General features: G+C 74.2%; 19 protein-coding genes and 1 pseudogene. 14 read left to right on the forward strand and 6 right to left on the reverse strand.

Going from position 1 to position 22,787, the window contains the following annotated elements; all coding sequences use genetic code 11:
• Positions 1 to 42: 42 nt before the first annotated feature.
• The 5 genes and pseudogenes from F6X68_RS34060 to F6X68_RS06535 all read left to right on the forward strand — a co-directional run.
• Positions 43 to 207 (forward strand): annotated as a pseudogene (locus F6X68_RS34060) (ABC transporter ATP-binding protein); the annotation flags it as partial.
• Between the two features lie 274 nt (positions 208 to 481).
• Positions 482 to 691 carry a helix-turn-helix domain-containing protein gene (locus tag F6X68_RS06520; protein WP_007465625.1) on the forward strand — a complete coding sequence of 70 codons (210 nt, stop codon included), beginning with the start codon at positions 482 to 484 and terminating at the stop codon, positions 689 to 691.
• A gap of 216 nt (positions 692 to 907) precedes the next feature.
• Positions 908 to 1,009, forward strand: coding sequence for a 30S ribosomal protein bS22 (locus F6X68_RS06525; RefSeq protein ID WP_007465623.1), 102 nt, complete (start codon positions 908 to 910; stop codon positions 1,007 to 1,009).
• 120 nt (positions 1,010 to 1,129) lie between these two features.
• The gene (locus tag F6X68_RS06530; protein ID WP_151453389.1) at positions 1,130 to 2,203 is read left to right on the forward strand and encodes an NAD-dependent epimerase/dehydratase family protein; all 1,074 of its coding nucleotides are present in this window, start codon (positions 1,130 to 1,132) and stop codon (positions 2,201 to 2,203) included.
• A 272-nt stretch (positions 2,204 to 2,475) separates the two neighbouring features.
• Positions 2,476 to 3,333 carry a lysophospholipid acyltransferase family protein gene (locus F6X68_RS06535; RefSeq protein WP_151453408.1) on the forward strand — a complete coding sequence of 286 codons (858 nt, stop codon included), beginning with the start codon at positions 2,476 to 2,478 and terminating at the stop codon, positions 3,331 to 3,333.
• 72 nt (positions 3,334 to 3,405) lie between these two features.
• On the opposite strand, the gene F6X68_RS06540 is transcribed toward F6X68_RS06535, so the two are convergent.
• The 3 genes from F6X68_RS06540 to F6X68_RS06550 form a co-directional block, all read right to left on the reverse strand.
• Positions 3,406 to 4,281: an HAD family phosphatase gene (locus F6X68_RS06540; RefSeq protein ID WP_225852020.1), complete on the reverse strand. Its 876-nt coding sequence runs from the start codon at positions 4,279 to 4,281 to the stop codon at positions 3,406 to 3,408.
• A 126-nt stretch (positions 4,282 to 4,407) separates the two neighbouring features.
• A complete protein-coding gene (locus tag F6X68_RS06545) occupies positions 4,408 to 5,292 on the reverse strand; it encodes a DUF5667 domain-containing protein (RefSeq protein ID WP_151453391.1) in 885 nt (294 codons plus the stop codon).
• A gap of 290 nt (positions 5,293 to 5,582) precedes the next feature.
• A complete protein-coding gene (locus tag F6X68_RS06550; protein WP_151453392.1) occupies positions 5,583 to 6,542 on the reverse strand; it encodes an ECF subfamily RNA polymerase sigma factor, BldN family in 960 nt (319 codons plus the stop codon).
• A gap of 554 nt (positions 6,543 to 7,096) precedes the next feature.
• Between F6X68_RS06550 and F6X68_RS06555 the strand changes: the two genes are divergently transcribed.
• From F6X68_RS06555 to F6X68_RS06565, 3 genes are read left to right on the forward strand one after another with little or no spacing between them, the layout of a single operon-like run.
• Positions 7,097 to 8,830: an AMP-binding protein gene (locus F6X68_RS06555; protein WP_151453393.1), complete on the forward strand. Its 1,734-nt coding sequence runs from the start codon at positions 7,097 to 7,099 to the stop codon at positions 8,828 to 8,830.
• Positions 8,823 to 9,074 (forward strand): glutaredoxin family protein, encoded by a 252-nt coding sequence (locus F6X68_RS06560; protein ID WP_121399981.1) that lies wholly within the window; start codon positions 8,823 to 8,825, stop codon positions 9,072 to 9,074. The genes F6X68_RS06555 and F6X68_RS06560 overlap by 8 nt, the downstream gene beginning before the upstream one ends.
• Positions 9,075 to 9,096: 22 nt before the next feature.
• Complete coding sequence (locus tag F6X68_RS06565; protein WP_151453394.1) at positions 9,097 to 9,747, forward strand: HAD family hydrolase; 651 nt, start codon at positions 9,097 to 9,099, stop codon at positions 9,745 to 9,747.
• A 106-nt stretch (positions 9,748 to 9,853) separates the two neighbouring features.
• Here F6X68_RS06565 and F6X68_RS06570 read toward each other — a convergent pair whose 3' ends face one another.
• Both F6X68_RS06570 and F6X68_RS06575 read right to left on the reverse strand, forming a co-directional pair.
• Positions 9,854 to 10,507, reverse strand: coding sequence for a response regulator transcription factor (locus F6X68_RS06570; RefSeq protein WP_151453395.1), 654 nt, complete (start codon positions 10,505 to 10,507; stop codon positions 9,854 to 9,856).
• Positions 10,508 to 10,531: 24 nt separating this feature from the next.
• Entirely contained in the window at positions 10,532 to 11,833 is a 1,302-nt protein-coding gene (locus tag F6X68_RS06575; protein ID WP_151453396.1) for a sensor histidine kinase, read from the reverse strand.
• Positions 11,834 to 12,233: 400 nt separating this feature from the next.
• On the opposite strand from F6X68_RS06575, the gene F6X68_RS06580 reads away from it, so the two are divergent.
• The 6 genes from F6X68_RS06580 (at position 12,234) to F6X68_RS06605 (ending at position 19,358) form a co-directional block, all read left to right on the forward strand.
• The gene (locus F6X68_RS06580) at positions 12,234 to 13,004 is read left to right on the forward strand and encodes a redox-sensing transcriptional repressor Rex (RefSeq protein WP_151453397.1); all 771 of its coding nucleotides are present in this window, start codon (positions 12,234 to 12,236) and stop codon (positions 13,002 to 13,004) included.
• Positions 13,001 to 14,449: a glutamyl-tRNA reductase gene (locus F6X68_RS06585; RefSeq protein ID WP_151453398.1), complete on the forward strand. Its 1,449-nt coding sequence runs from the start codon at positions 13,001 to 13,003 to the stop codon at positions 14,447 to 14,449. Before F6X68_RS06580 ends, F6X68_RS06585 begins: the two co-directional genes overlap by 4 nt.
• Positions 14,446 to 15,441, forward strand: coding sequence for a hydroxymethylbilane synthase (gene hemC / locus F6X68_RS06590; RefSeq protein ID WP_151453399.1), 996 nt, complete (start codon positions 14,446 to 14,448; stop codon positions 15,439 to 15,441). The genes F6X68_RS06585 and hemC overlap by 4 nt, the downstream gene beginning before the upstream one ends.
• The gene (locus F6X68_RS06595) at positions 15,438 to 17,018 is read left to right on the forward strand and encodes a uroporphyrinogen-III synthase (protein WP_151453400.1); all 1,581 of its coding nucleotides are present in this window, start codon (positions 15,438 to 15,440) and stop codon (positions 17,016 to 17,018) included. Before hemC ends, F6X68_RS06595 begins: the two co-directional genes overlap by 4 nt.
• Before the next feature lie 19 nt (positions 17,019 to 17,037).
• A complete protein-coding gene (gene hemB, locus F6X68_RS06600; protein WP_151453401.1) occupies positions 17,038 to 18,021 on the forward strand; it encodes a porphobilinogen synthase in 984 nt (327 codons plus the stop codon).
• A 770-nt stretch (positions 18,022 to 18,791) separates the two neighbouring features.
• Positions 18,792 to 19,358, forward strand: coding sequence for a helix-turn-helix transcriptional regulator (locus F6X68_RS06605; RefSeq protein WP_192581302.1), 567 nt, complete (start codon positions 18,792 to 18,794; stop codon positions 19,356 to 19,358).
• 65 nt (positions 19,359 to 19,423) lie between these two features.
• On the opposite strand, the gene F6X68_RS06610 is transcribed toward F6X68_RS06605, so the two are convergent.
• Positions 19,424 to 22,702, reverse strand: coding sequence for a lamin tail domain-containing protein (locus F6X68_RS06610; RefSeq protein WP_151453402.1), 3,279 nt, complete (start codon positions 22,700 to 22,702; stop codon positions 19,424 to 19,426).
• Between the last annotated feature and the right edge of the window lie 85 nt (positions 22,703 to 22,787).

A 22,787-nucleotide genomic window follows, 5' to 3' on the forward strand; every position in this document is an offset into this window, starting at 1 on the left:
CCGTGGCCCCCGCTGGCGCCGGTCCGGGCGGCCCCCGACATTCATGATCGACCGCTGTCGGGCCGCGCCGGGCGACCTGACACACTGGTGCCCGCTCCCAGCGCGGAGCCCCGGTCCGCGTCCGGAAGCGGCCCGGGGCACCCGTCCGGTGGCTCCGGTGGCGCCGCCGGAGCCACCGGACGCCTTCCGCGCGGCGGCCCGCTTCCGACCGTCGGGGCGGCCACGTGCGTCGGGCAGCGTCCCGACCGTCCCGGACCGGGCGGCGTGTCCCGGGCGGGGACCGATCGGACGCCGGGCGCAACAGGTTCGACAACGAACCGACCGGTCGGGTGGACACCGGCGAGAATCATGATCAGTTGTACGAAGGGATCGCGCCGGTCACAGCCGTCCCGCTACCGTACTGGTAACACGCGCGTCGCCGGTCCGGGCGGGACGAACCCGTCCGGTGGCACGCGCCGGGCATGGGATTGGTCGGTGAGCCATGGCCGGGTCGCAGTCCGACGGACGGCTGTCGGAGGTCAAGTTCCTCACCGTCGCCGAGGTGGCGACGGTGATGCGGGTGTCGAAGATGACGGTCTACCGCCTGGTGCACAGCGGTGAGCTCACCGCTGTCCGGGTCGGCCGGTCGTTCCGGGTGCCCGAACACGCGGTGCACGAATACCTGCGGGGCGCCTTTCAGGAAACCGCCTGACCCTCCCGCGGGCCGTCGTTCAAGCACGACGTAACGGGCATCGACGGGGGCGCGTTGGTCCTGCTGACGCTCTCCGGCTACCCTGGACCCCGACCGTGACCGCAGGTGCGCCCTGCCGCTTACCCCGCTGGTCCGGTCCGTTGTCCGCAAGCGGTCGCCGACGCCACACCGTGGCGTCATCCGGTCGCCCCGCACGTTGCATCGAAAGGCTTTCGTATGGGCTCGGTGGTCAAGAAGCGCCGCAAGCGCATGGCTAAGAAGAAGCACCGCAAGCTGCTGCGCAAGACCCGCGTCCAGCGTCGCCGTCTCGGCAAGTGACCGGGGCCGGGTCCCGGCCCGGCTCCCGTCGTCACTTGCCAACTGTCGACCCCCGGAGGCTCAGGTGATCACGCCGCGGATTTCCCGGTTCGATCCCTCCTGCCGGGGAAGGTGCGCGACATGACCCCCGGTGGCACCACAGGTGCCCCGGGGGTCGTCGTCGTCACCGGGGTCAGCCGGTACCTCGGCGCGCACGTCGCGGCCCGGCTCGCGGCCGACCCCCGCATCGAGCGGGTCATCGGCGTGGACCAGCCCGAGCCCGGCGCCGAGTTCTCCGACCTGCTCGACCGGGTCGAGCGCGTCCGCGTCGACGCCGGCTCGCTCGGCGGCCTCCTCGCCGACCTCGACGTCGACGCGGTGGTCCACCTGGCCCTGGTCACTTCGCCGGATCCGCAGCACGGCGGTCGCTCGGCGATGAAGGAACAGAACGTCATCGGCACGATGCAGCTCCTCGCCGCCTGCCAGCGCGCGCCCCGGCTGCGCAAGCTCGTGGTCCGCTCCTCGACGGCCGCCTACGGGGCGTCGTTCCGCGACCCGGCCGTCTTCACCGAGGAGACCGAGCCGCGCGAGGTGCCGCGCGGCGGGTTCGGCCGCGACATCCTGGACATCGAGGGGTACGTCCGCGGCTTCCGCCGCCGCCGGCCCGACGTCACCGCGACCGTGCTGCGCTTCGCGCCGTTCATCGGCTCGACCGCCGACACCACCCTCACCCGCTACTTCTCCCGGCCGGTGGTGCCCACCGTGTTCGGGCGGGACCCCCGGTTGCAGTTCCTGCACTTCGACGACGCGCTGGAGGTGCTGCACCGGTCGATCGTCGAGGACCATCCGGGGACGTACAACGTGGCCGGGCCGGGCGTGCTCTCCCTGTCGCAGGCGATCCGGCGGGCCGGTCGGGTGGCCGTGCCGGTGCTGGAGCCCGGCCTCTCCAGCGCCGCCGCGATCGCCCGCAACCTCGGCTTCGGCCGCTACGGCCTGGACCAGGTCGACCTCTTCGTGCACGGCCGGGTCGTCGACACCAGCCGGCTGGAGCGGGAGTACGGCTTCACGCCCCGTTCCACCGCCGCTGCCTTCGACGACTTCATCCGCGCCCATTACGGCGGTGTCGTCGTGAACCGGGACCAGTTGGCCGTCGCGGAGCAGCTCGTGCTGGACGGGATCCGGCAGGTCCGGGCGGCCGTACGGGAGGGCTCGTGAACGGGCCGGAGGAGCGGCGCGACGGCCGCTACGACGTACCGCTGACCGTGCCCGCGCCGGACGCGGAGCCCGCGCGGGCGAACGGACACCATCTCGGCACCCCCGACGAGCCCGACACCTCCGCCACCGACGAGACGGTCGCGCACGACGCGCCGGCCCCCGCCGACGAGCCCGACCCGGCGGCTACCGACGAGCCGGCCGCCGCCGTGGCGGACCCGGCGCCGGGCGGCACGGGACCGAACGGGGCCGCGCCGGCCCCCGCCGGGCCGGCGGTGGAGGACCGGCCCGGCGACCACTGGGACCGCAAGGTCGCCAAGGGCCTGGCGTTCCTGCGTCGTCGGCTCTCCGGCGACTACGAGGTCGACGAGTTCGGCTTCGATCCCGAGATCACCGACGCGGTCTTCCACCCGCTGCTGCGGATGCTCTACCGCGACTGGTTCCGCACCGAGGTCACCGGCCTGGAGCACGTGCCCACCGAGGGCGCCGGCCTGGTGGTCGGCAACCACTCGGGCACCGTGGCGCTGGACGCGCTGATCCTCTCGGCCGCGCTGCACGACCAGCACCCGGCCCGCCGCTACCTGCGGCTGCTCGGCGCCGACCTGGTCTTCCGGATGCCGGTGGTCTCCGAGCTGGCCCGCAAGACCGGCGGGACGGTCGCCTGCAACCCGGACGCCGAGCGGCTGCTCGGCAACGGCGAGCTGGTCGGCGTCTTCCCCGAGGGCTTCAAGGGCATCGGCAAGCTCTACTCCGAGCGCTACAAGCTGCAACGCTTCGGCCGGGGCGGGTTCGTCTCGGCGGCGCTGCGCACGGGCACCCCGATCGTGCCGGTCGCCATCGTCGGCGGCGAGGAGACCTATCCGATGCTCGCCGACATCAAGCCCCTGGCGCGGCTGCTCAAGCTGCCCTACTTCCCGGTCACGCCCACGTTCCCCCTGCTGGGGCCGCTCGGCGTGGTGCCGCTGCCGAGCAAGTGGCTGATCGAGTTCTGCCCGCCGATCCCCACCGCGCACCTGACCGACTCCGCCGATGATCCGCTGGTCGTGTTCAACCTCGCGGACCAGGTGCGGGAGACCATCCAGCAGACCCTGCACCAGTTGCTGGAGCGTCGCCCGGACCCGTTCGGCCCCTGACCGATGCGGGCGGCCCGCGTCGCTGAGGGCGCGGGCGGTCGGTGCCGCTGACGGCGCGGGCGGCCCGAGCCGTCAGCCGTCGCGGCGGCGCCGGTGCAGCGCCAACCCGGCGCCGACCGCCCCGGCGACCAGGCCGGCCGCGGCGGTGGACGGTACGGCGATCTTGACGGCGCGGCGGCCGGTGCGGAAGTCGCGGACGTCCCAGCCGCGCTGCCGGGCCTCCTTGAACAGGGCCGCGTCCGGGTTCACCGCCACGCCCCGGCCCACCATGGAGAGCATCGGCAGGTCGTTGCACGAGTCGCTGTAGGCGGTGCAGCGGCGCAGGTCCAGCCCTTCGACTGCGGCGAGCTGGGTGACCGCCTCCGCCTTGGCCGGGCCGTGCATCAGGTCGCCGACCAGCCGGCCGGTGTACGCGCCGTCGACGATCTCGGCGACCGTGCCGACCGCACCGGTCAGGCCCAGCCGCGCGGCGATCACCCGGCCGATCTCCACGGGCGCGGCGCTGACCAGCCAGACCCGCTCGCCGGCGTCCAGATGGCGCTGGGCGAGCTGGCGGGTGCCGGCCCAGATCCGGGGCGCCATCAGCTCGTCGAAGATCTCCTCCGCGAGGCGCTCCACGTCGTCCACCCGCCAGCCCTCGACGAAGGCGAGGGCGGCCTCCTTGGCCTGCGACATGTCGCCGGCGTGCTCGGTGGCGAGCAGCCGGAACCGCAGCTGCTGCCAGGCGAACCGGGCCAGGTCCGCGGTGGTGAAGTAGTCGCGCGCGGCGAGGCCCCGGGCGAACCAGTAGATCGACGCGCCCCGCATCATCGTGTTGTCGACGTCGAAGAAGGCCGCCGCGGTCGGATCGGGTTCCGGGGGAGCGAGGGGCGCGAAGTCGGTCTCCGCCCAGCCGGCGGTGTGACCGTGGGCGTCGGTGCTGACGGTCACCTTGCGGCTGCGGACCACGCGACCTCCCTCCGCTCGACCGGCGCGACGTGTGCTTCCGCGAGGGTAGCCGGGCGCGCGTGGCGGCCGGCCGTCCATGGGGAGAACTGTGGCGCGGACGTCTCGGCCGGTCCGGCCGAGGCCGGGTCAGCGGTCGCCGGGGCAGGTGGCGGGGGCCGGGCCGAGGGCGTCGCTGCCGACGGGTGCGGGCCCGCCGCAGGCGATAGCCGCGCGCAGCGCGTCGGAGCGCTTGCGGGCCGCGTCGAGCAGGGCGAGCGAGCGGCGGGTCCGGTCGCGTTCGGCCCGGCTGGCGCCGTCCAGGAGCCCGCCGACCGCCCGGCGCTGGCCGGTGAGGAAGGAGTTGACCGCGTCCAGCGCCGCCGGGTCCGAGCGCTGCGTCGCGGCGGTGGTCAGCAGGCGTACGCCCTGGCGGGTGTCGGCGTCCATGTCGTCCAGCACCGCGCTGAAGCCGTCCTCGTTGCCGCGCAGCGCGGCCGCCTCGGCGAGCCGGGTACGGGCGAAGTCCAGGAACAGTTGGCCCCGGCTGACGTCGGAACTGGCCAGCGCGAGCTGGGCGCGTTCGGTGGAGCGCTTCATGCCGTACAGCGCGTCGCCGGGGACGGCGTTCTCGCTGGCGGCCGAGATGCCCGAGAGGGCGACGGCGCCGGCCGCGACGCCGACCAGGATGGCGCCCCGGGCGCGGGCCCGGCGGGCGGTCACCGCCGGCAGCAGCCGGTTGCGGCCGGCGTCGGCGGCGGAGCGCCGGGACGACGGCTCGGTGGTGACGGCGGCCGGGGCACCGATGCCCTCGCGTTCGGCGGTGGCCAGGAGCATGGCCCGCAGCCCGGTGCGGAACTCCGGGTCCATCTCCACGGCGGGCGGGGCGGCGGGCAGCCGCTGACCCACCGCGACGAGCGTGGCCAACTGGTCGTCGGCCCGGGAACGGACGTGGTGTCGCCGGCCCCCGTTGGCCTCGTCGAGAAGCTGCGCGAAGCGCTCCGCGCGCCGACGGGAGAAGAGGTTGCTGTCCACCGCGGGCACCTCCTCTCGCTGGTCGCGGCCGGTCGGCCGCTGTCTTCGACAGCGACCGGTGACGGCGGGACACCACGGACGAAGGTCGTGGCCGGCCGCGCTGCCGGACCTCGGGGGCCCGGGGGATGCCGGGGCTACCACCGGTCGCACCCGGAGAAACGGTCCGCACCGGACATGGGTTACGGGGCCGGCGGAGGCGAAATCACGGAAAGTGATCGCTGTCACGGGGTCGCGACGCCACGGACCTGCGCGTACATCGCATCGATGTACGGCGTTCTTCCTGCCCGGGACTACGGTTGGAAGCCGTCCGGCAACAGTCGGGCCAGCGCTCGTACCGCGCGGTACTGGAGGGCCTTGATCGCGCCCTCGTTCTTGCCCATCGTGCGGGCCGTCTCGGCCACGGAGAAGCCCTGCAGGAAGCGGAGCACGATGCACTCCTGCTGCTCCGGGTTGAGCTGCTTGACGGCGCTGAGCAGGGCCACGTTGGTGATGTGCTCGACGACCGCCGCCTCCGGGCTGCCCTCCGGGCCCCGGTCCTCGCGGTCGGCGTCCAGCACGTCCCCGGTGGTGACCTCCAGCCGGTAGCGGCCGGACTTGAAGTGGTCCGCCACCAGGTTCCGGGCGATGGTGACCAGCCAGGCGCCCAGGTCGCGGCCCTGCCAGGTGAAGCTGCCGATCCGCTTGAGGGCGCGCAGGAAGGTGTCGGAGGTGAGGTCCTCGGCGAGTTGCCGGTTGCCCACCCGGAAGTAGACGAACCGGAACACCGTGTCGACGTACCGGTCGTAGATCAGCCCGAACGCCTCGGACTCGCCGGCCTGGGCCCGCTCGACCAGCCCCCAGACCTCGGTCGCGGGGTCGGACGGGTCGGGCCGGCTGGGGAAGCCCGTCGAGGTGTTGACCGGCGCGGCGGCGGCCGGCACCGCCGGGAGCACGGCCGTCTCCGCGCCCGACTCGTCGGGCGCCTTGGCCGGTTCCGTGGTGCGGCGGCCCTGCGCCGGCATGGTGGGCCGGGCGGGGACGGCGACCCGGCCGCCGGCCGACTTGGCGTTGCCGCCCGGTGTCGCGGAGCGGGGCGGCGGTTCGTTCTGGTGTGGCCGGCTGCGCGTCCGGCTCGACGTGCCCTCCCCCCGGACGGCGAGGCTGCCCGTGTCGTCCAGCGGACCCCGGGCGGCGGGCCGTTCGTTGAGCTGGCCGCGGATCACCGGGTTGGTCAGGCCGGCCGGCCGTTCCGCGTATCCGAAGGTGGTCACCGCGCCGCCTCCGTCCCGCCGGCCGACCACGCCGGTCGGCGCGTCGCCGTCGTGGCCCGGCCCGATGGGCCGGGCAGGGCTGGCTCGGGGTGTGCCGACGGGCGGCAGATCCCCTTGAGGTGCTGGTCCAATGCGCTCACAGGCACGGGGGCCTCCTCGGGCTGAGGGGTGTCGACTCACGGCAAATGGGGTGAGCCGACCCGAGTGATGATAGGGCCAACGTCACCCACGCGTGGCAAGTCCGTTACACAGGGCGGAAGTATTTCCCTCCGCGCCGCACACCTGGCGGACCGGTTGTCCGTCGTGTGCGGTTGACTTTCGGATTGCCGCGTGGTTGCGAAAGAAATTCCAGGTCAGCGCGCGTGTCGCGGGATCGGGCGGGTCAGCGGCGCGGATGTCGACCCAGGACCGTCCGATGCGCCCGACGCGTCCCGGCGTGTCTTGTGGACGGGACCGGTCGCGTCCCGCCCGTGCCCACCGGTCGTCCCGTCGGTGGGACTCGTCCGGGCCGCCGTTCCCGCCGACCGTGGTGTCCCCTCCGGCCTCCGGCGGGCATGGCCCACAGGCCCCGCGCTGTGCCAGACTCAGCCACCGTGCAGGACGCAACCGACAGCTCCGCCTCGACCCTCGTCGAGCGGCTCCACCGGGCGGCCGCCGCCCACGGCGACCGACCCGCGCTGCACTGGCGCGATCGGACCGTCACATGGTCCGAACTGGACGCCTCGGTGACGGCCACCGCCCACGCCCTGGCGGCCCTGACCTGGGCGCGACCCGCCGGGTCCGACCCGACGCCGGGAGCCGCCGACCCGCACCCGCCCCGGATCGCCGTCGCGCTCGGCAACTCGCCGGACTTCGTGGTGAGCTGCCTGGCCGCGCTGCGCGCCGGGCTGGTCGCGGTGCCGGTCAACCCCGGCCTCACCGCCCCCGAGCTGCGGCACGTGCTGGCCGACTCCGGCGCCTCGGTGCTGATCGGCACCGAACGGGTACGCGAACTGGTCGCCGACGCCGCCGGGGACCTGCCCGCGCTCGTCGCCGTGCACACCGCGCCGCCGGTGGCCGACGCCGGTCAGCCGTTCCCCGACCGGGGCGGCGACGACCTGGCGCTGCTGCTCTACACCTCCGGCACCGAGGGGCGGCCGAAGGGCGCGATGCTGACGCACCGGGCGCTGGCGGCCAACCACGAGCAGGTCGGCCGCATCGACCCGCCCGTCGTCGGCCCGGACGACACCGTGCTGCTGGCGCTGCCGCTGTTCCACGCGTACGGGCTGAATGCGGGGCTGGGCGCGGTCGTCCACCATGGTGCGACGGGGGTGCTCGTCGACGACCTCGGCTCCGACGCGGGACTGGCCGTGATCGCCCGGCACCGGGTCACCGTGCTGGTCGGCGTACCGTCGATGGTGGCCGCCTGGTCCACGGCGGACGCCGCCGCCCTCGCCGCGGCGATGCCGTCGGTCCGGGCCGTGGTCTGCGGCGCGGCGCCGCTGGAGCCGGCCGTCGCGGCGCGCTTCGCCGAGGTCGCCGGCCGCCCGGTGCACGTCGGGTACGGCCTCACCGAGACCGCGCCGGTGCTCACCTCCACCCTGGTCGGCGGGGAGCCGAAGCCCGGCTCCATCGGCCGGCCGCTGCCCGGCGTCGAGTTGCGGCTGGTCGGGACCGATGGGGCCGACCTGTGGCGCGACGGCGTGGCCGAGCCGGAGGACGACGCCGACGAGCTGGACCTCTCCGACGTCACACCCGGCACCGACCCGGGCCAGGTCGTGGTGCGCGGGGCGAACGTCTTCGCCGGCTACTGGCCGGACGGCCGGGACGGCCCGGACGCCGACGGCTGGTGGCCCACCGGCGACGTTGCGTACGCCGACTCCGACGGCGACCTCTTCCTGGTCGACCGGATCGGCGAGCTGATCCTGGTCAACGGGTTCAACGTGTACCCGCACGAGGTCGAGCTGGTGCTCTCCGCGCACCCGGGGGTGGCCGAGTCGGCGGTACTGGGTGTGCCGCACCCGCGGACCGGCGAGACTGTCCGGGCGTACGTGGTGCCGGCGCCGGGGCGTCCGGTGACCGGTGAGGAGCTGCTCGCCCACTGCGCCCGCAACCTGGCCCGGTTCAAGTGCCCGACCGCCGTCGAGTTCGTCGACGAGTTGCCGCACTCGGTGATCGGCAAGGTGCGCAAGACCCTGCTCCGGACGGCGTCGTCCCCGGCGTCCCCGGTGCCGTCCCCGGCGGCGTCGCCGGAGACCCGCCCGTCGGCCCCGGCCGGCGCCAGCACGACGGAGGAGACCGATGCGTGAGCCCCGACTCACCCTGATCACCCGCCCCGGCTGCCACCTCTGCGACGAGGCGAAACTGGCGCTGGACCGGGTGGTGGCGGTCACCGGGGACCGGTGGACCGAGAAGGACGTCACCGACGACATCGAGCTGGAACGCGAGTACGGCGACCGGCTGCCCGTGGTGCTGCTCGACGGCAAGGAGCACGGCTACTGGCGGGTGGAGGAGGAGCGGCTGCTGCGGGACCTGACCACGCCGCAGCTGTGACGCCAGGCGTTAGGGTGCTCCGATGACCCCGGCGCGCAACCACCTGGTGTGGGACTGGAACGGCACCCTGCTCAACGACCTGAGCCTGGTGGTCGCCTGCACCAACGCCGCCTTCGCCAGCGTCGGCGGGCCCGCCGTGACCGCCGACGAGCACCGGGTACGGTTCCGCCGGCCGATCGCCGACTACTACGCCGAGGTGCTCGGCCGGGCGGTCGACGACGACGCGTTCGGCCGGCTGGACCGGATCTTCCACGACGCGTACCGCACCGGGCTGACGACCTGCGAGCTGGCGCACGACGCCACGGTTGCGATGGCCGCCTGGCCGGGCAGCCAGTCCCTGCTGTCGATGTGGTTCCACGAGGAACTGGTGCCGACCGTGCACACGTACGGGCTCACCGGGCACTTCGTCCGGGTGGACGGGCTGCGGGCGACCGTCGGCGGGGACCGCAAGGCCGAGTCGCTCCGGCGGCACCTGACGGAGCTGGGCGTGGACGGCCGGGACGCGGTGCTGATCGGGGACTCCGTCGACGACGCCGACGCCGCCGTGTCGGTGGGGGGCCGCGCCGTCCTCTACACCGGCGGGTTCACCGACGCGGCACGGTTGCGCGCCTCCGGCCACCCGGTCGCCGAAACCCTCAGCGAGGCGGTCAGCCTGGCGGCCACGCTGCCCTGACCGGGCCGGTGGCCGTCCGCGCGCTCGCGGCAGACCGGCCTCCGTCCGCGCCCGGACGGCAGGCCGGCGGCCGGTCCGTGCGCTGGTGGCAGGGCCGGGCGGCGGGTCAGTTGCGCAGGTAGGCCAGCACGGCCAGGACCCGGCGGTGCTGCTCCGTGTCGGGCGGGAGCTGGAGCTTGGTGAAGATGTTCCGGACGTGCTTCTCGACGGCGCCGTCGGTGACCACCAGGGTCTTCGCGATCGCCGTGTTGGAGCGGCCCTCGGCCATCAGCGCGAGCACCTCGCGTTCGCGCGGGGTGAGCTCGCGCAGCGGGTCGTCGCGCCGACGCCGGGCGAAGAGCTGGCCGACCACCTCGGGGTCGAGCACCGTCCCGCCGGCGGCCACCCGGTCCAGCGCGTCGAGGAACTCGTCGATCGCGGCCACCCGGTCCTTGAGCAGGTAGCCGATCCCGCCTCCGCCGCCGCCGGTGGTGGCGAGCAGGTCGTCGGCGTACGACACCTCGACGTACTGGGAGAGGACCAGGATCGGGGTGCGGGGCACCAGGCGGCGGGCCTCCACCGCCGCGCGCAGCCCCTCGTCGGTGTGCGACGGCGGCATCCGGACGTCGACGATCGACACGTCCGGCCGGTGCGCCACCACCGCCACCACCAGCGCGTCGCCGTCGGCCACGGCGGCCACCACCTCGTGCCCGCGCTCGGTGAGCAGCCGTACCAGCCCCTCCCGGAGCAGCACCGCGTCGTCCGCGATCACGATCCGCATGTCCTGTTGTCTACCACGTACGGCTCACAGCGGGAGTTCCGCGCGGATCTTGGTGGGCCCGCCGGCCGGACTGACCACGGAGAGCCGGCCCCCGGCGGAGCGGATCCGGTCGGCGATGCCGACCAGCCCGTGCCCCTTGGCCAGGTGGGCGCCGCCCTGCCCGTCGTCGTCGACGTCGACCTCCAGCCGCCCGTCGTGCCGGGCCACGGTGACCTGGCACTCGGTCGCCCGGCTGTGCTTGGCGACGTTGGTCAGCGCCTCGGACACCACGAAGTAGGCGGTGCTCTCGACCGCCGGGTCGAGCCGGCCGGCCGGGTTGGCCAGTTCCGGGTCCACCCGCAGCTCGATCGGGATCAGGCCGCGCCCGGCCAGTGCCGCCAGGGCGCTGGGCAGTCCCCGGTCGACCAGGATCGGCGGCGCGATGCCCCGGGACAGGGCGCGCAGCTCGGCGAGCGTCTCCCGGGTCTGGGTGACCGCCTCGTCCAGGGTGCGCCCGGCGGCCCCCGGGTCGGTGGCGAGTTGCTGGCGGGCCCGGCTGAGGTCCATCGCGAGCCGGACGAGGCGCTGCTGCGGGCCGTCGTGGATGTCCCGCTCCAGTCGGCGCAGCGCGCTCGCCTCGGCGGAGACGGCGGCCCGCTTCTGCTCCTCCAGCACGGTGATCCGGTTGCGCATCTCGGCCACGCCGGTGAGCAGGGCCCGACCGAAGCCGGCCTGCAGCAGCGCGCAGCCCCGGGCCACGATCGGCAGGGTGATCAGGAAGAACAGCCCGATCGCGGTGTGCAGCCCGATCCGGACGACGGTCGAGTCGCCGAGGCCGAGGAGCTGGGGGAGGCCGACGTCCTCCGGGTCGCCGTGCGGCAGCGTCCAGTCGTACGCCCAGTAGAGGGTGCCGGCGACGGCGCCGGCCCACCAGACCAGCGTGACCACGAAGGTGACGATGGCCACGATCAGCTTGAGGATGCCGTGCGCCAGGTCGAGCCAGGACTGCGCGTCCCCCATCGGCACGAAGATCCGCCGCCAGGCGCTCGCGCCGGGCTCCGGGAGCCGGTACTGGGGGCGGATCCGGGCCTGGTGGAGCACGGTGGGCAGGCGGAGGCGCTCGATGTCGGCGAGGCCCCGGGCGGCGTAGAGGGTGCCGCTGAGGATCGGCAGGCCGATCACCGTCACGACCAGCCCCAGCCCGGCGGCCAGGCCGACCAGCAGGACGACGAAGCTGGCCAGGGCCAGCGGGAGGCCCAGCAGCACGTAGCCGGAGTCCAGCAGGAGCTGTCGGGAGATGGTCGGCGCCGGCACGGGCTGATCGGCGGCGACGGGTACGGCGGTCATGTCAAGAGGCTAGGCAGCGCGGGGCCGCCGACCCATCCCGTCGGCCCGCCTCTGCGGCGTAGGGCTGGCCCTACCGTGACCGGATCGTGGGCGAGCCGTGGGCCGCGCGATTGGTCAGAGAAGTCGTAATTGAGCAATAATCGGCGCTACCGGCACCATCGCCACCGCCCGGAGGCCGGGCGGTGGCCGGCGGCGGCCACTGGATCGATCTTGCGGAATGGAGGGGCTGGTGAAGCCGCGTCGCGAGCTATCAAGATCGCGATTTGTGCACGCGTTCACAAGCGCCTACTCTGTAGTTCCGACGCGCCCTGCTAGCACAGCCGGCAATCTCGGTCGCCAGCGGGGATCCCGAAACGGCCGGCCGCCCGAGTTGGCCGAGGATCGCACCGCACGGAGTCTCATGAGTCAGCACCGTCACCCTGGCGCGCCCGGCCGAGCCGGTGCCGTACCGGCGCTCCCGGATCTGCCGGAGGCGACCGTCGCGCGGCTCCCGGAATACCTCCGTGCCCTGCACAACCTCGCCGAAACCGGCCACGAGACCGTGTCCAGCGAGGGGCTGGCCAGCGCCGCCGGCGTGAACTCCGCGAAGCTCCGCAAGGACCTCTCGCACCTCGGCTCGTACGGGACCCGTGGCGTCGGCTACGACGTGGCGCTGCTGGTCGACCAGATCGAGTACGTGCTCGGGCTCACCCAGCGGCGGGCCGTCGCCCTGGTCGGCGTGGGTAATCTCGGTCACGCCCTCGCCGGCTACGACGGCTTCGCCAGCCGCGGCTTCCGGATCGCCGCCCTCTTCGACGCCGACCCCGCCCGGGTCGGCGAGGAGATCAGCGGGCTGGTCGTCCGGCACATCGACGAGCTGCCCCGGGTCGCCGTCGAGGAGGCCATCGCCATCGGCGTGATCGCCACCCCGGCCCCGGCCGCCCAGGCGGTGGCGGACCAGCTCGTGGCGGTCGGTGTGACGAGCATCCTGAACTTCGCCCCGTGCGTACTCTCGGTTCCGGAGGGGGTCGACGTGCGCAAGGTCGACCTCGCGATCGAGCTGCAGATCCTGTCCTTCCACGAGCACCGCAAGGCATCGCTGACCGCGCTGCCCGCCACCGGTGGGTCCGCCCTGACCGCCCTGCCCGGGGGGCTCGCCGTCACCGACCCGCAGGAGGCGATCGGCACGTGAAACTGCTCGTCGTCGGCGCGTCCTACCGCACCGCTCCCGTCGCCACGCTGGAGCAGCTCGCGGTCGGCCCCGCGGACCTCACCCGCACCCTGGACCGCCTGGTCGCCCAGCCGTACGTGACCGAGGCCGTGATCGTCTCCACCTGCAACCGGGTGGAGGTCTACGCCGCCGTGTCCGGCTTCCACGGCGGCCTCGGCGACATCTGCGCGGTGCTGGCCGACCAGGCAGGCTGCCAGCCCGCCGCGCTCGCCAACCACCTCTACGTGCACTTCGACGCCGCCGCCGTGGACCACGTCTTCCGGGTCGCCGCCGGGCTCGACTCGATGGTCGTCGGCGAGGCGCAGATCCTCGGCCAGCTCCGGGACGCCTACCATTCCGCGACCGGGGCCGACACCGCCGGGCGGCTGCTGCACGAGCTGATGCAGCAGGCGCTGCGGGTCGGCAAGCGGGCGCACGCGGAGACCGGGATCGACCGGGCCGGCCAGAGCGTGGTGACCGCCGCGCTGGAGCTGGCCGCCGGGCACCTCGACGGCGACCTCGCCGGCCGTCCCGCGCTCGTGGTCGGCGCGGGCGCGATGGGGTCGCTGAGCGTCGCCACGCTGTCCCGGCTGGGCGCGGGGCCGCTCACGGTCACCAACCGGGGCGCCGACCGGGCCGTCCGGCTGGCCGAGGCGTACGGGGCCAGCGCGACGCCGATGGCGGAGCTGACCACCGTGCTCTCCACAGTGGACATCGTAGTGGCCGCCACCGCGGCCACCGAAGCGGTCCTCACCCGTGACGTGGTGACCCGGGCGCTCGCCGGGCGCGACCCCGGCCGGGGGCCGCTGGTCCTGCTCGACCTGGCCGTGCCGCGCGACGTGGAGGCCGGCGTCGCCGAGCTGCCCGGCGTCGAGGTCATCGACATCGACCGGATGGCGACGCTGCTCGCCGACGGGCCCGCCGCCGCCGACGCCGCCGCCGTCGAGCGGATCGTGGCCGGCGAGGTCGACGCCTTCCTCACCTGGCTGCGCGGCGCCGACGTGGCGCCCACGGTGGCTGCCCTGCGTGGCCGCGCCGACGACGTGGTCGGCGCCGAGCTGCGCCGGCTCGCCCAGCGCCGCCCGGACCTCACCGACGACCAGCGCGCCGAGGTGGCCCGGACGGTGCACCGGGTGGTGCAGCGGCTGCTGCACCAGCCGACCGTTCGGGTGCGCCAGTTGGCGGCCGAACCCGGCGGCGACCAGTACGCGGCCCTGCTGCGCGAGCTGTTCGACCTCAAGGTGCCGCAGACGTCCCCGGTCGACAGCGTCCCCGACATCGTGGCCGGCGACGCCGCGCCGCCGTTCGGCCTCGCCGACCTTCCGCCGCCGTTCGGCCTCGCCGACGTCCCGCCGCCCGTCGGTCACGCCGACAATCTGCCGTCGACGGGTTCCGCCGACGTCCCGCCCCTCGGAGGTGAGCGATGAGCACGCCCCTGCGCCTCGGTACCCGGGGCAGCAAACTGGCGATGGCCCAGTCCGGCCACGTCGCGGAGGCCCTGACCGCCGCCACCGGCCGGCCCGTCGAGCTGGTCGAGGTGGTCACCGCCGGCGACCGCTCCTCCGCGCCGGTGCACCGGCTCGGCGTCGGCGTCTTCGTCTCCGCCCTGCGGGACGCCCTGACCGCCGGCACCATCGACTTCGCGGTGCACTCCTACAAGGACCTGCCCACCGCGGCGGCGGCCGGGCTGCACATCGCGGCGGTGCCGATGCGGCAGGACCCGCGGGACGCGCTTGTCGCCCGGGACGGCCGGACGCTCGCCGAGCTGCCCTCCGGCGCGACCGTGGGCACCGGAGCGCTGCGCCGCATCGCCCAGCTGCACGCTCTCGGGATGCCGCTGGAGGTCACCCCGATCCGCGGCAACGTCGACAGCCGCCTCGCGCGGGTGCTCGGCCCGGAGGCCGACCTCGACGCGGTCGTCCTGGCCCGGGCCGGGCTGGCCCGGCTCGGGCGTACCGACGTGATCACCGAGACGCTCGACCCGATGCTGATGCTGCCCGCGCCCGCCCAGGGCGCGCTGGCGGTGGAGTGCCGGGCCGACGACACGGACCTGGTCGAGCTGCTCACCGTGCTCGACCACGCACCGTCCCACGCCGCGGTCACCGCGGAACGGGCGCTGCTGGCCACCCTGGAGGCCGGATGCTCCGCCCCGGTCGCCGCCTACGCCGTCGTCGCCGAAGGCGAGCCAACCGGCTCGGGCGTCGAGGGTGACTTCGTCCAGGAGATCTATCTGCGCGGGGCGGTGATCAGTCCGGACGGTACGAGAGACCTCCGGCTGTCCCGCACCGGAACGCTCGCCGACGCGGCGGAGATCGGCAAGGCACTCGCCGCCGAACTCCTCGACCTCGGCGCCGACTCGATCCTCGGCCACGATGGACACGCCGGCCCGGGGACCCAGCAATTTGGGAGCACAGAATGACCCGCACCCGTAAGCCCGTAGGCCGCATCGCCTTCGTCGGGGCCGGTCCCGGCGACCCGGGCCTGCTGACCCGCCGGGCGCACGACGCTCTGGTCGACGCCGACCAGGTGGTGTACGACCGGGGAGTCCCCGAGTCGCTGCTCGACGCCGTCCGCGCCCAGGCCAGGGAAGACGCCCAGTTCACTCCGGCGGAGGGCGCGCCGGGTGACGTGGCGAAGGTGCTGATCTCGGCGGCCCGTTCCGGGCTGAACGCGGTGCACCTGGTCGCCGGCGACCCGTTCGGCCACGATTCGGTCGTCAAGGAGGTGCAGGCGGTCGCGCGGACCGCCGCACACTTCGAGGTGGTTCCCGGGGTCGGCCAGGCCGAGGGGGTGGCGACCTACGCGGGCGTGCCGCTGCCGGGCGTACGGACGGCGGCCGACGTCGAGGACGTCAGCACGCTGGACTTCGACGCGCTGGCCGCAGCCGTCGGCCGGGGCTCGCTGGCCCTGGCCGTGGACGCCGGCGACCTCGCCGCGATCCGCGACGGGCTGCTCGCGGCCGGGGTGGAGGGCACCACCGGCGTCGGGGTGACCGGCGACGGCACCGGCGAGACGCAGTACACCACCACGTCGACCGTCGACTCGTTCGTCGCGGCGGCGCTCGGCTTCACCGGCCGGGTGGTCCTCACCGTCGGCGAGGGCGTGGGCCAGCGGGACAAGCTGAGCTGGTGGGAGAACCGGCCGCTGTACGGCTGGAAGGTCCTCGTGCCCCGCACCAAGGAGCAGGCCGGCGTGATGAGCGCCCGGCTGCGCGCGTACGGGGCCATCCCCTGCGAGGTGCCGACGATCGCGGTCGAGCCGCCGCGCACCCCGGCCCAGATGGAGCGGGCGGTCAAGGGCCTGGTCGACGGCCGGTACGCCTGGGTGATCTTCACCTCGGTGAACGCGGTCCGCGCGGTCTGGGAGAAGTTCGCCGAGCACGGCCTCGACGCCCGGCACTTCGGCGGCGTCAAGATCGCCTGTATCGGTGAGGCGACCGCCGACGCCGTCCGCGCGTTCGGCATCCAGCCCGAGCTGATCCCGTCGGGGGAGCAGTCCTCCGAGGGGCTGCTCGCCGAGTTCTCGCCGCACGACGAGATCCTCGACCCGGTCGGTCGGGTGCTGCTGCCGCGCGCCGACATCGCCACCGAGACCCTCGCCGCCGGGCTCACCGAGCGCGGCTGGGAGGTCGACGACGTGACCGCCTACCGGACGGTACGGGCCGCCCCGCCGCCCGCCGAGATCCGGGACGCGATCAAGTCGGGTGGCTTCGACGCGGTGCTCTTCACGTCCAGCTCGACGGTGCGCAATCTGGTGGGTATCGCGGGGAAGCCGCACGCCCGTACCGTCGTTGCAGTGATCGGGCCCAAGACGGCGGAGACCGCGACGGAGTTCGGCCTGCGGGTCGACGTCCAGCCGCCGCACGCCTCGGTCCCCGATCTGGTGGAGGCGCTCGCCGCCTACGCCGTCGAGCTGCGCGAGAAGCTCGCCGCCATGCCGGCGAAGCAGCGCCGTGGCTCGAAGGTGCAGGGGCCGACCGCCCTGAGGTTCCGGTAGTCGTAGCAGGAGGTCCGTGATGCCGTACCCCGAGATCCGGCCCCGCCGGCTGCGCCGCAACGCGGCCATCCGGCGACTGGTCTCCGAGACCCGCGTCGACCCGGCCGAGCTGGTCGTGCCGATGTTCGTCAGGGAGGGGTTGACGGAACCGCGGGCGATCGCGTCGCTCCCGGGGGTGCTCCAGCACTCCCGGGACTCGCTCCGCAAGGCCGCGGCCGAGGCGGTCCAGGCGGGCGTCGGCGGCATCATGCTCTTCGGCGTGCCGGAGCGGCGGGACGCCACCGGCTCCGGCGGGATCGACCCGGACGGCATCCTCAACGTCGCGATCCGCGACGTCGTCGCCGAGGTGGGCGACGCCACGGTGGTGATGAGCGACCTCTGCCTGGACGAGTTCACCTCGCACGGGCACTGCGGCCTGCTCACCCCCGACGGTGGCGTCGACAACGACGCGACGCTGGAGGCGTACGCCGAGATGGCGGTCGCCCAGGCCGCCGCCGGGGTCGGTGTGGTCGGGCCGTCCGGCATGATGGACGGCCAGATCGCCGTGGTACGCCGAGCGCTCGACGCCGCGGGCCACCAGGACGTCGCCGTGCTGGCGTACGCCGCCAAGTACGCCTCGGCCTTCTACGGCCCGTTCCGGGACGCGGTGGAGTCGGCCCTGGAGGGCGACCGCCGCACCTACCAGCAGGACCCCGCCAACCTGCGGGAGTCGCTGCGCGAGGTCGAGCTGGACGTCGCCGAGGGCGCCGACATGGTGATGGTCAAGCCGGCCCTGCCGTACCTCGACGTGGTGTCGGCGGTCCGTGCGGCGGTGGACGTCCCGGTCGCCGCCTACCAGGTCTCCGGCGAGTACGCGATGGTCGAGGCGGCTGCCGCCAACGGCTGGATCGACCGGGAGCGGGTGATGCTGGAGACGCTCACCTCGATCCGCCGGGCCGGCGCGCAGATCATCCTCACCTACTGGGCGGTCGAGGCCGCCGGACTCCTCCGCCAGCGCTACTGACCCAACCCGCCCCAGCGCGACCCGCCCCGGCGCGGCGCGGCTTGGCCCAGTGCGGCGCGACCCGGCGCGGGCTGGTCCTGCCCGGCGCGGCCCGTTCGGGCGCGCCCTGATCCGGTCCGACCCCTTCGGTCTCCGACCCGGTCGGGGCAGCGGAGCGGGCCGGCTTCGAGTAGACGCCTGCTCCGCATGTCAGAATTCCTGACAGTAACGCTGAGTACTCGACCTGCGCCCCGGATCCCACCGCCCTCCGGACGCTTTGCTCTGCATTCCCATATGCGCCAGTAACCCATAGTGCCTGTTGCGTATGGGGATGCAGAGCAAAGGGCGTGCAGAGGTTCGTCGCTCCTGAGGAGGGCCCACACGGAAGTCGCTGGTCATGGCGTTGTGGCCGTCAGCGATGTGATCGAGGGTCGTTCAGGGCCGGATTCTCCATCACTTAGCGTAGGCAGCTGCGGAAAGACCGCTCCTGTTACAGCGCGTTACTGCCTAGCTGAATGCGCCCAGGGGTGTGGGGGAAGGACCGGTCGTCGGTTTTCCACAGGTGGCTGAGTTATCCACAGGCGCAGCGGGCGGGATTGCGGGAGAGGCATCGCAGCCGGGAGCGTGACGGGATGACCGAGCTTCCCGCCCAACCGGAAACTGACCGGGATCCCGACCGACCGGCTGGTTCCGACCAGTTGTCCGGTGCCGCGGGGCCGTCGGGTGCCGTCGGGCCGTCGGGCGGCGCTGGGCCGTCGGGTGCCGTCGGGGCGTCGGGCGGCGATCAGGCGGTGGGTACCGATCAGGGGGCGGGATCGCGCGAGCCGCCCGTGCTGCTGACCGAGCCGTTCGACACCCCGTGGCCGGCTGCGGGCATCGTCCGGGCGGTCCGGCGGCATGCCAGCCTCAGCCAGCGGGAGCTGGCCCGGTGGGCCGGGGTGAACCATTCCACCGTCGGGCGGATCGAGGCCGGCCGGATGGTGCCGAGCATCCTGCTTCTGCGCCGCATCATCGGGGTCGCCGGGTTCCGGCTGGCCGTCGTCGACGAGTTCGGGCGGGTGTTGAAGCCGATGCGGGACTGGCAGGACACCCGCGACGGGGCGGGGCGTCGCTACCCCTCGCACCTGGACACCATTCTCGACCCCGAGCCGGGCGAGTGGTGGGCGGACATCTACGGGCTGGCCCGCCCGCCGGAGACGTTCTACCGCGACCGCCGGGTCCGCGACGCCATGCGGCGGCGCAGCCAGTGGGAGGTGCGGGTGGCGAAGTACCGCAGCGTGCCCCCGCCGCCGCGGGTGCCTCCACCACCGCGCGTGCCCCCGCCGTCGCGGCTGCCCGGCCCGGGCTTCCCGTGGTGAGCGGACGGCCCGCCGGCCAGGACGTTCCTGGGCGGCGGGCCGTCGGGGCGGGCTCCGGTGTGACGTCAGTCGTCGTCGGTGATGGTGCCCACGGCGAGCGGGTCGGCCAGCCGCAGGCCGGGCACCCCGGCCACGACCAGGTTCACCTTCTCGTCGGCCTCCCGCTTCCGGTCGCCGCGTACGGTCACCGGGAAGGCCAGCGACGTCTGCCCGGCGGCCAGGACCTTGCAGCCGACGTACGGGTCGTAGTCGGCGCCGGCCTGGGCCGTGGTGCCGTAGGTAGCGGCGCAGAGCAGCACCGGCTGGGACAGCGGGCGCGACACCGTGACCGTGTAGGTCAGCGGCCGGGTGCCCCGGTCGCCCTCGACCACCGACGCGTCGCCGACGCTCAGCGACGCGCGGGAGCGGAAGCGGGCCACCTGCGGGTCGTGGTCGCTGGAACCCCGGCTGCCGTCGGCCGCGTGGTCGGCCGGCCAGTCGGCGTTGACGTGCGCGGCCCGCATCTGCACCAGGTCCCGGTGCAGCGCGCCGTTCACGAACAGGTGGTCCAGCGTCTGCGCCTGCCCCTCGAAGCTGTACGAGTAGGCGGACGACGGCGCGTCGGCGAGCAGGTCGTCCCACAGGTTGCGCATGCCCGCCTCGTACAGCGGCCCGAGCTGGTCCGACGGGGTGGGATCCGCCGCCGTCGCGATGGGATCGTCGGGGCGGGGGAAGACGTTCAGATCCCCGCCGTAGACCACCCGCGCGTGCGGGTCCGACGCCTCGATCGCGGTGACGATCGCGGCCCCGTACGCGGCCTGCTCCCGGCGCTGCCCGACCCGGCTGTCCGGCCCGGACGAGTAGTGGTTGCTCGCGGCCCAGAGCGTGTACCGCTCGGCGGAGCCGGGCGCGGCGGCGACCGTGAACTTGCCGAGCTGCGGCGCGCGGGTGAAGACGTTGTTCCCGTCCTTGCCGGTGGACGTGTCCACGTCGTCCGGAAGCACCGCGTTGAGCGCCTTCGGGTTCTGCACGTCCGCGTTGCCCGGCAGCGCCGCCCCCCGGTACTCGACGGTCGGCGCCGAGCCCAGCAGCGGGTCGCCGGCGGTGGGCGCCGCCAGCGAGACCCGGTCGGTGCGGAACAGGAACGCCGCGGTGATGCCCCGGGCGTCCGCGCCGGTGCGGTCGTACGCGGCCTGGTAGGCCGGGCCACCGGCGGCCGTGATGGCCAGCGCCAGGTCCTGGAGGCTGTCCGGCGCGCCGTCGGCGTTGTCCGTGCTGCCGCAGACCAGCTCGGTGCCGGAGACCGAGCAGATGTCCTGGTCCTCGGCCTCCTGCACCAGGATCAGGTCCGGGGAGTGCAGGTCGGTGGTGATCTGGTCGGCCAGCGCGGCGAGCTGCTCGCGGTACTCCTGCTCGCTGCCCGGGACGTAGTCGAACGGCGGACGCACCCCGGTGCAGCCGGCGTTGCCGGCGAAGTCGCAGCCGTCGAACGGGTCGTCACGGTAGTCGTACAGGTTCTCGACGTTGTAGGTCGCGACCGCGACCTCCTCCGACCGGTTGGCCGGCTTCGGCGGGTTGTTCGTCGACGGGTCGGCCCCGCCCGTGAACGCCGCCGCCTCGACCTGCACGCCGTACTTTTCGAACGAGTAGTACAGCCCGCCGACCGCGTCGACGGTCAGCGTGTCGAAGGTGCGCGCGGGCGGGAGCAGCGTGGCGCTGTCGCCCGTGGTGCCCTTCACGCCCATGCTGCCGAGCAGGACGCGCTGCCCGTTGCCGTCGTCGAAGCGGCGGCCCGGGTCGTTGTCGAGCGGGTGCGCGTCCCGGAACACCCGGCGGGCGTACGGGTCGGCGCGGTCGAGCAGCGGGTCGTCCCGGTCGATCACGAAGATCTCGGCGTCGGCGGTGGAGGCGAAGACGTTGCGCCCGCTCACCGCGCCGCTGCCGGCCCGTACGCGCAGCCGGGCGCCCTCGTGCCGCTCGAAGAAGCGCTGCGCCGCCGCCACCTCGACCGGCGGCACCGCGTCGGTCACCTGGACCTCGGCGTTCACGTCCACGCCGGAGGCGATCCGGCGCACCAGCGACGCGCCGGAGAGCTGGGTGAAGTTGAAGTACTCGGAGACCCGGGCGCGCAGCACCACCTCGTCGCCGACCGCCGGCACGTAGCCGCCGATCAAAGAGGTGAACGAGCCCATGAAGACGAAGATGCCGTCCGAGCTGGTCGGGTCGCCGTCGGTGGCGTCCCTACGGCTCTGCAGGAAGAACCCGTGCTGGTCGCGGCCTGACGAGTCGCGCGCGAGGGTCCGCTGGGTGATCACGCCACGTACGTCGTACAGCGTGCTGCTGGTCCCGTTGCCGGTCCCCGGCGCGAGCGGCGACCGGTCGGCGGGGCCGGACTCTGCGTCGTTGGTCGGGCCCTGCACCTCGCCGACGGTCAGCTCCCGGGTCACCTGCACGGCCAGGGTGCAGGTGGCGGTGCCGCCGTCCGCGTCGGTGGCGGTCAGCACCACGGTGTACGCCCCGGCGGCCAGGTCGGGGCTCGTGGCGACCGTGGCGCGGGCGGTGCCGCCGACCGCGTCGGCCGGGGTGACCGCCGAGCGGCTGACGGAGCCGGCGGCCGGGGTCGGGTCGACGGAGGTGACCGCCAGGTCGACGATGCGGTCGTCTGGGTCGGTGGCGGTGACCTCCCGGGTGGCCGCCGTGCCGACCGAGGTCACCAGCGCCGGGCCGCAGGTGAGCGTGGCGGGCGCGTCGACCGGTCCGCCGCCGTCGACGACGTGCGCGCCGAGGCCGTCGAACGTGTCCACGGGGAAGCCGGCCCACTGCGCGGCCGGGTCGAACGCGTCGGAAGGGTCGGTGTCGCCCGAGGTCACGGCGGCCGACCGGCGCAGCGTGTTGTCGGCGGTGCTGGTGACGCCGGTGCCCCACTCGGTGCCCGGGTCGACGCCGACCTGGCCGATCGAGTCGAGCACGGTGCCGCCCCGACGCAGCACGATCGCGTCGTCGCCGTTGAACAGGCTGGCACTGGTGGTCTGGTCGGCCCGGTCCAGGATGCCCGGCGCGGCCGAGGCGGCGGCGAGGACGAAGGCGTCGCCGGCCGCGACGGTGCCGGTGAGGGCCAGGTTCGTCGGCGTGGTGGAGCCGTTGAAGTGCAACTGGAGCTGGTAGCCGCCGGCGGCCAGGTCGACGGCGGCGCCGGTGCCGTTGAACAGCTCGATCGCCTTGTTGTTCGACGAGCCTTCGACGTACTCGGAGATGAAGAGGTCGGTGGGCGCGGCGCTGGCCGCGGTGGGTGCGACGCCGACAGCCGCGACGGTCACGGCGGCGGTGGCGGTCGCGAGCGCGGCAAGAGTGCGGCGCGGGCGCATGAGGCCTCCACGATGGGTGGGCGGGGAACTAACGCACGTTAAGGGTCGGTGCTGACCGCCGTCCATCCCCCACCGGACAGTTTCG

The sequence above is a fragment of the Micromonospora sp. AMSO12t genome (assembly GCF_008806585.1).
In the GTDB taxonomy this organism is placed as follows: Bacteria; Actinomycetota; Actinomycetes; order Mycobacteriales; family Micromonosporaceae; genus Micromonospora; species Micromonospora reichwaldensis.

Coding starts and splice junctions, on each gene's coding strand:
- F6X68_RS06520 (WP_007465625.1), top strand. CDS start 482: ATGGCCGGGTCGCAGTCCGACGGACGGCTGTCGGAGGTCAAGTTCCTC.
- F6X68_RS06525 (WP_007465623.1), top strand. CDS start 908: ATGGGCTCGGTGGTCAAGAAGCGCCGCAAGCGCATGGCTAAGAAGAAG.
- F6X68_RS06530 (WP_151453389.1), top strand. CDS start 1,130: ATGACCCCCGGTGGCACCACAGGTGCCCCGGGGGTCGTCGTCGTCACC.
- F6X68_RS06555 (WP_151453393.1), top strand. CDS start 7,097: ATGGCCCACAGGCCCCGCGCTGTGCCAGACTCAGCCACCGTGCAGGAC.
- F6X68_RS06560 (WP_121399981.1), top strand. CDS start 8,823: ATGCGTGAGCCCCGACTCACCCTGATCACCCGCCCCGGCTGCCACCTC.
- F6X68_RS06565 (WP_151453394.1), top strand. CDS start 9,097: ATGACCCCGGCGCGCAACCACCTGGTGTGGGACTGGAACGGCACCCTG.
- F6X68_RS06570 (WP_151453395.1), bottom strand. CDS start 10,507: ATGCGGATCGTGATCGCGGACGACGCGGTGCTGCTCCGGGAGGGGCTG.
- F6X68_RS06575 (WP_151453396.1), bottom strand. CDS start 11,833: ATGACCGCCGTACCCGTCGCCGCCGATCAGCCCGTGCCGGCGCCGACC.
- F6X68_RS06580 (WP_151453397.1), top strand. CDS start 12,234: ATGAGTCAGCACCGTCACCCTGGCGCGCCCGGCCGAGCCGGTGCCGTA.
- hemC (WP_151453399.1), top strand. CDS start 14,446: ATGAGCACGCCCCTGCGCCTCGGTACCCGGGGCAGCAAACTGGCGATG.
- F6X68_RS06595 (WP_151453400.1), top strand. CDS start 15,438: ATGACCCGCACCCGTAAGCCCGTAGGCCGCATCGCCTTCGTCGGGGCC.
- hemB (WP_151453401.1), top strand. CDS start 17,038: ATGCCGTACCCCGAGATCCGGCCCCGCCGGCTGCGCCGCAACGCGGCC.
- F6X68_RS06610 (WP_151453402.1), bottom strand. CDS start 22,702: ATGCGCCCGCGCCGCACTCTTGCCGCGCTCGCGACCGCCACCGCCGCC.